A 7,207-nucleotide genomic window follows, 5' to 3' on the forward strand; every position below is an offset into this window, starting at 1 on the left:
CTAAAACTCTATGATAGATCCTTATAACCTATAATGGAATAATCTAAGAAAATTATACCATCATAAAGATAACCTAAGAAGAACAACGAGGTTAAATCAACATAAGAAACTATATTCTAGTTTAATAAATTATTAGGCTTATATGTTAAGTTATATCTTTAAGAAAGATATGGCTATGATATATAAGCGAGCAGACAACATTAATCATTATTAATCTTTTAAAACTTGTTCTTCTATAATATTAATTACTTTAGGAGACCATAGCATTTTAAAATGTCCAGTCCCTTTTACTTCAAAAAATTTGGACCCAGGCATCTTACTGCTAACATACTTCGAGTTTGCAACGGAAACAATTTTATCTTCTTCATCATGAATAAAGATTGCCTTTTTGATTGCAATATTTCTAACAAAAAGACTGGCCTGAAGATCCAATGGTTCATAAGGAGTTATTTTTCGTACTAAATTCATAAAGGCAGTTTTTGTCCTTATAGTAAGTCCAAAATATTGAATGATATGTTCTATATAGTCTTCGAATTTATCATGGACTGTAAGTAAGACCATTTTATCGCCTGAATATTTTAAATTATTCATTATAAGTAAAGACATTACAGACCCCCCAGAATGGGTCATAACAAGATCGTACTGTTCCTTTTTCAGAAACACCTCAATTAATTTTGGAATATCAAAAAAGTTTGTTTTTTTCTTTGTACTGTTACCATGGCTAGGAGCATCATAACTAATAACTTGATATCCATATTCTAATAATTTAGGAATAATAGCTCCGAAATTCGAAGCTCTTCCTTCCCAACCATGTATTAGTAATGCCTTTTTCTTACCTTCTCCCCATTTATAAACAGCAATATTAAACCCTTTAAAATTAATACTACTTCGCTGGGCTTCTTCAATAATTTGCTTTTCAAAGGGGCGAAATTTTTTTGTTCTTGGATTCGAAATGTAATTAAAGATTATTTTGGCTGTTATTCTAGGGGAAATCTTTTCTAATAATCTAATCCCCAATTTTAAATTCTTCATTATATTATTTCTGTTTTTAAAACCCTTAAAAATATTATAGCGAATCCAACAACAATTTTAAAGATCGTTAAGTTGAGGCAATCCATTTTAACACTAATGACCATATTTCCCTAGCTGCATTTGTTGACATCATAACCCTACTATGGTTATAATCTTCAGAAAAACCATTATTTATAGAACAATATACTAACTTGTTCTTGGAATTATTAAAAGCGTTCAAAAAAAATTCACAACCTTTTTTAGGAGATATAAATTTATCTCCTTCGGAGCAAATAGACAATATTGGAATTGAAATTAAATCCATCTTTTCTAAATAATTAAATTTATTTTCTCCTAAAAAACTTTTACTTAAATTCCAATTAAACCATTGTTTCATTGTATAATAATTTTCATTATGTGGGCCTAGGCGTAATATTTTACCTGGGATGAATCCAATTATGTAAGTTATATATTTACTCAAAATGATTTTTATATAGCTTTTTTTCGAATGAGCTGCTCCAAAAGCTTGACAACTAAACATTACGATTTTATTTATTCTTGAAATGTAACTCGTATTATTAATTAAAAACATAGTTAAACAAATACCCCCTCCACTATGCGTTATACAATCTAATGTTTTAATTTTCAAATCTTTTAACAAATAGCTAAATACAGCTTTAATATCATACTTTGCAATGGTTTCAAAATTAAATGATGAATCAATTTTTTGACTTTCTCCATGATTCCTCCATTCCATAATCCAACAAATATATCCAAGACTAGCAAGGTATTTAGCAATACCTAAACAAATCTTTTTATCAGAAAATGTTCCATGGGTTAGATATACATGCTTCTCATTTTGATCATTTACTACCTTAAAAACTTTCCATAAAGCTATGTTTTTGTGATCTAAGGTTTTTAATATGATTAAATGTTGTTCTATCATTTCACATTGGTCAATATGCTTTGCTCTGAAGCTATCTCATCAACTCTCGATTTACTAATAAGTGACTGAATTAATGGAACATAAAACTCTCCAACTCCTGTAAGTCTAAGTTCTTCATCATTAAATTCTATCCATTGTTCTCTTTCTAATGCTTGCCAAATATTACTAAAATCTTCTTTTAAAGATCTTTTGAATATATTTTTGTATTTCGCAACATCAATTTTCATCTCTTGTAAAGATTGAAAAACCCAAATTAATCTCACATCTTCATTTGTATGAGCGAATGCTCTTTCTATTGGTAATTTTTTCATCAAAACGTCATCATAATATTTATGTAAAGTCTTATGATTCATTGAAGAAACGGAAGAAGTTGTAGAATTTAACGGTTTCATTCTCATATTTATTGCGGCAAAACCAAGTCCTCCCATACAACTTGTTTGTGCAACTTCATCATCACGTAAAAAATCACGCAAGTTGTTTTCATATAAATATTTTTCAGCGTCCGATTTTCTTGATTCTTTTGTAATATCACATTTTTCCCAATCATAAACGGTTCTCTGTTTATACCCCTGATCCAGTAAATATTCTTTAGCTACCTGATACATTATTATCTTTTCAGGAATAGAAGCCACAAGTTCTTTTTGTTTAGTTGCGAAATCCGATCTTCCCGCTATATTAAGTTCATAATGGGTTATATGCCTAATCCCAGATTCTGTAATTTCTCTTAAATCATTTAGCATATCATCTATACTTTGTTCTGGCCAGCCATAAATAAGATCAATATTACAAGAAAGGTCATATTTATGAAAATTATTTATCGCATCAAAAACCTGTTTTCTGGTTTGTTTTCTTCCACTAGCCTTAATTAACTTATCACTCACTTGCTGAACTCCCATGCTAACTCTATTAAAACCAGAATTACTTATTGCCTTAATTTTTTCTTCATTAAATAATTGAGGAATTCCTTCGAGTGTTTTTTCAATGCTATTATCGATTTTAGGAAATAAATACTCTATAATTTCCATCAATTTATAATAATCGGGAGGTGCAAGTAAATTTGGGGTACCACCTCCAATATAAAGGGTTTCAATGGTAGAATTTTTATAAAAATCTTTATACAATTTAGCTTCTTTAGACACATAATCCAAATAATTACTTGTATCTTTTTTTCCATTATATTTTTCCGTTGGAAAAAGACAAAAACCGCAATGAGGAGGATCTGTTGGCAAACAATATGGTATGCCTACATACATATTTACTATTGTTTTTTCTCCTTCGCTTGTTAAAAGGTTTTCTTTAATATCGTTATAGGAAAAATTCTTTAACCAATGAGCTGGAGAAGGGTGAGTATGTAGTACTTTATTAGATAAATGTCTTAGTTTATTTTTTTGTATAAACTTTTGGATATCTTGACTTGTCATCTTTTAATTTATTTCAAGGTTTTATAAAAATCATTCAATTATTATTTATATACCTGACGTAATAAAAAATCAATTCTATTTTACAATATCAGAGCTAACAACTCAACCTATACATAAAGAAATTTCTGATAAATAACTTTTGGAAATGGTTGCTGTAATATTTTGTTGTAAAGATTCTATAAAAACAATAATTTTATTTTTATTATTTACTTTCAAAACCTCACATTCCAACCCTCTAAGTGCACCTATATTAATAATTCTTTTCTCTCCAATCTTAGGATTCCTGATTCCTGATTCTATATTTGAAATGTCTCTATGTCCAACAAGTACTTTTATCTGTTCGATTTCCTTATCGGTAGCTAATGCTAATTCCCTACCGAAATGTATAAAAGAACAAGCTCCCTTTATTGATAATGCCTTGTGAAACTCTAAAGAAGAGTTGATATTAACGAAAACATAGGAAGGAAAAAGAGGTTTATTAATTACTTTTTTCCGGTCACTCCATTGTCGAATGGTTTTAATCATAGGTAAAAAAGATTCTAGCTGATTTTCTTGTAAAAGTTGGTGCACTTTCTTTTCTTGACATGACTTCACATATAGTACATGCCAACCAGTTTTAAGAGTTTTAGACATAAATAAATAATTGATAATGTGTGAATTATAAATAAAATTAACCCCTGTCGAAGTAATCAACAGAAAATATGTTTTATTTTTAAAATACCGGGGTAATAAATTGATAGGGCTTCGCCTCCTGTGCTCCCAATCATCTATTGTACTTAGAAAATTCAGGAGCACACCGTGTAAAATTCCCTAAAAGAATTATAAAGGACAATCCTTAAAAGGAATATTAAATATTTACACAGGGTAAATAAATGGCTTGCTTATATTAGGTGTCATTTGTAATTTAAATGTTACCTAGTAAATTACGTATTAACTTTTTTTTAACTTTTAGAAATCGTTTTTCTTTCAAAAACATTACATCTGAAATAACGTACCTACCTTCCAATTGTTGCGGAAAATACCCTTAATTTAAGCCTGAAACAATAATTTGTTAACGTATTTTATGAATCCAAACTCGTAATTCACGGAATTACTTGCTTATAATTTTATCTAAAATGCTGATTATTAATAATTATAACAGAAAACAAAAAAAATGAAACAATTAAAATAAAAATACGTTATTTGGATGTTTGAAATTTATTCGAACCTTTATGATAAAAGCTTCTAAAAAAGACAAGGGGACTATAGTAAATCTATTATGGAGTACTTTTATTGAATTAGAATTCCCTAACTCAATAAATTTTGTAGTTAAACAGGATAAAAAACGTTCTACACGACTGCGATATTTAATGGAATATCAATGCAACGTAGCTTTAAAATTTGGTGAAATATGGTTAAGTGATGATAAAAAGGGTTGTGTATTATTATTGTTTCCCGAAAAGAAAAGATTAAGCCTTTCTTTGTTTTTGTGGGAAATTAAACTTGCTCTATGCTGTATTGGGGCGGAAAATGTATTAAAAGTTTTGAAGCGAGAATCTCAACTTAAGGAAAAACATCCTAAAATTCCTTTTATACATTTTTGGTTAATGGCAGTTATTCCAGAAGCTCAGGGCAAAGGGGTTGGGCAAAAGTTGCTAACAGAAGTCTTGAAAAAATATCAAAACTCAAACAAACCTTTTTATCTAGAAACAACAACAAAGGACAATCTAAAATTTTATACAAAAAACGATTTTACCATTTTTGACAATACTGATACGCTAAACTATCCTCTATTTTTTTTGAAACACGAAAAATAATATGCTTGGAACAGAAATACATATAACCACATTTATATATTTAATTTTTCTCACTTTTATTCTTGCATTTCAGTTTATATATTTTTTGTTTAAATCCAATAGTAAAACCAGGCTTCGGTTTCTTATTTTAACACTTTTGTTTTTTCTATACAATACAATTTCAGGATTAGTACCAGATCAAAATATTCCAATTCGTATACTCTATCAAAATATTGTTGCCTGGGTTATTGGAATTAGCACTGCAATATATTTCCTTTATTTCATTTACAACGATCACAATATTAAGCCTATACGTTTTTTAAATATTAAAAATATAATCTACTCGCTTATATTTTCATTTCTTATCCTTTTTTTATTACCATATATCATAACCGAAAATCTAAGTTTATCCAGAAATATTTTCTTGGTACTACCAATATTTCTAGCAATAGCTTGTCTGATAAATATAATTTTCTTCCTAACAAAAGATTACATCGCTTCAAAAAATGTTTATTATAAATATAGAATACTCTCTGGTGGTATAGGAATGATCAGTATTTTAGCATTGCCTTTGGTGATTTTGATTTTTGGGGATAATCAACCTGTCGAACATTCTGCATTTAGTTCTGGTTATTTTGTAGTCGCATTAGCATATGTTAGACATCAAATCTATAATTCAAAAATAGAACAAGACCTAATCGTAAAGTTACAAAAAGGCTCTACAGATACTAAAACTCTTAAACGCGACTACATAGTTAATCTATATGGACTATCCAGTATAGAAAGAGAGATAATGTCACTTATAATCAAAGGGTATGATTATTACAAAATAAGTAAAGAAATCTATATTTCTGAAGAAACTGTTTTGAAAAATGTATCTAATATTTTTAGAAAGATAAAAATTCAAAATCGAGCAGAATTGATATCATTAATTGCTACAGAAAATAAAGAAAACTTAAACCCAGAGACTATTAATAATATTCAAAACGAAATTCCTAAAAATATTTCAGACGCAATTCTAGAAGCTTTAAATAATTTTGAAAAAAGAAAAGGTTTTTTAAAAAAGGGATTAAGCTTAAGAGAATTGGCTAACGAACTTAAAACTAATACTAAGTACTTATCTAAAACGATAAATGATCATAAAAATTTAAATTTTAATACCTATATCAATCAACTAAGAATTAATTATATGATTAAATTACTCCAATCGAATCCTAAATTAAGAAATTATAACGTAAAACATTTGGCAGAAGAGGTTGGTTTCAATAATGCCGAGGCATTTTCTCGTTCTTTTCGAAAGGTAACAGGAAAAAAACCATCTAATTATTTAAAGGAACTTTTAGAAAATTAATTATTTGTAGTCGTTTACAAATGATTAAGTATCTTGTTTAAAAAATAAATCTCATCTATCTCAAAAAAATCTATAAACATCAAGGATATCAATGAGTTTATCTGTCCCATATAAAAACTTTTACTTTTTAATTCCCGAAAAGCGTATGTAAAAAAACAGATATTAGGGAACTTACTTAAAATCAAAGATCTTTGCTTATAATAAATGAGAACAAAAGGCCTTTATCTTGAAGAAAAATATTATTCTATTAATTCGTTTGACTTTGTAAGTATTACATTAATTTTATTTAGTTTTTTAAAACTCTTTAAAATGACTTTAGAATACAAAGTAAAAATGTTCAAGGTAGTTAACGGTATTTTTAAAAATCAATGTTACTTAATTTACTCAGATCTTGAAGGAGTATTAATTGATCCTGCATGGGAATTTGATAAGATTAGTGATTTTTTAGATCAAAATAATATTGTTCTGAAAGCTATTTTATTAACCCATTCTCATTTAGATCATACAGATTTAGCTTATGAATTTTCTGAAAAAAGAAAAGTTCCTGTTTTTATGTCTGATAAAGAAATTAATATCTGGCTATTTCGGAGTGACCGTGCCACCTATTTCGGTCAAATGGTGCCACTTTGAGAGATACTGCAATTATAGTTAAATTTTATTATTATTGGTTTTTTAATTTTCCTTTTCTTAACGATTCACCCAC

7 protein-coding genes are annotated in these 7,207 nt (G+C 28.0%); 3 read left to right on the top strand and 4 right to left on the bottom strand.

Annotation, left to right across the window (positions count from 1 at the left end):
- Positions 1-210: 210 nt before the first annotated feature.
- From F0000_RS09495 to F0000_RS09510, 4 genes are all read right to left on the bottom strand, one after another.
- Entirely contained in the window at positions 211-1,032 is an 822-nt protein-coding gene (locus tag F0000_RS09495; protein ID WP_149624482.1) for an alpha/beta fold hydrolase, read from the bottom strand.
- Between the two features lie 67 nt (positions 1,033-1,099).
- Positions 1,100-1,957, bottom strand: a complete 858-nt coding sequence (locus F0000_RS09500) for an alpha/beta fold hydrolase (RefSeq protein ID WP_149624483.1) — start codon at positions 1,955-1,957, stop codon at positions 1,100-1,102.
- Positions 1,954-3,378 carry a coproporphyrinogen-III oxidase family protein gene (locus tag F0000_RS09505; protein ID WP_149624484.1) on the bottom strand — a complete coding sequence of 475 codons (1,425 nt, stop codon included), beginning with the start codon at positions 3,376-3,378 and terminating at the stop codon, positions 1,954-1,956. The genes F0000_RS09500 and F0000_RS09505 overlap by 4 nt, the downstream gene beginning before the upstream one ends.
- Positions 3,379-3,480: 102 nt before the next feature.
- Entirely contained in the window at positions 3,481-4,011 is a 531-nt protein-coding gene (locus tag F0000_RS09510) for a UpxY family transcription antiterminator (protein ID WP_149624485.1), read from the bottom strand.
- Positions 4,012-4,568: 557 nt separating this feature from the next.
- Between F0000_RS09510 and F0000_RS09515 the strand changes: the two genes are divergently transcribed.
- From F0000_RS09515 to F0000_RS09525, 3 genes are all read left to right on the top strand, one after another.
- The gene (locus F0000_RS09515; RefSeq protein WP_149624486.1) at positions 4,569-5,174 is read left to right on the top strand and encodes a GNAT family N-acetyltransferase; all 606 of its coding nucleotides are present in this window, start codon (positions 4,569-4,571) and stop codon (positions 5,172-5,174) included.
- Positions 5,175-5,577: 403 nt separating this feature from the next.
- Positions 5,578-6,504 carry a helix-turn-helix domain-containing protein gene (locus tag F0000_RS09520; protein WP_188112075.1) on the top strand — a complete coding sequence of 309 codons (927 nt, stop codon included), beginning with the start codon at positions 5,578-5,580 and terminating at the stop codon, positions 6,502-6,504.
- Positions 6,505-6,708: 204 nt separating this feature from the next.
- Entirely contained in the window at positions 6,709-7,134 is a 426-nt protein-coding gene (locus F0000_RS09525; RefSeq protein ID WP_149624488.1) for an MBL fold metallo-hydrolase, read from the top strand.
- The last annotated feature ends 73 nt before the right edge of the window (positions 7,135-7,207 follow it).

Origin of the sequence: Aquimarina sp. RZ0, assembly GCF_008370685.1 — a bacterium.
Classification (GTDB): Bacteria; Bacteroidota; Bacteroidia; order Flavobacteriales; family Flavobacteriaceae; genus Aquimarina.

What these genes read in the sequence shown, in the direction of transcription:
- F0000_RS09495 (WP_149624482.1), bottom strand. Translation starts at nt 1,032, where the DNA reads ATGAAGAATTTAAAATTGGGGATTAGATTATTAGAAAAGATTTCCCCT.
- F0000_RS09505 (WP_149624484.1), bottom strand. Translation starts at nt 3,378, where the DNA reads ATGACAAGTCAAGATATCCAAAAGTTTATACAAAAAAATAAACTAAGA.
- F0000_RS09500 (WP_149624483.1), bottom strand. Translation starts at nt 1,957, where the DNA reads ATGATAGAACAACATTTAATCATATTAAAAACCTTAGATCACAAAAAC.
- F0000_RS09525 (WP_149624488.1), top strand. Translation starts at nt 6,709, where the DNA reads ATGAGAACAAAAGGCCTTTATCTTGAAGAAAAATATTATTCTATTAAT.
- F0000_RS09510 (WP_149624485.1), bottom strand. Translation starts at nt 4,011, where the DNA reads ATGTCTAAAACTCTTAAAACTGGTTGGCATGTACTATATGTGAAGTCA.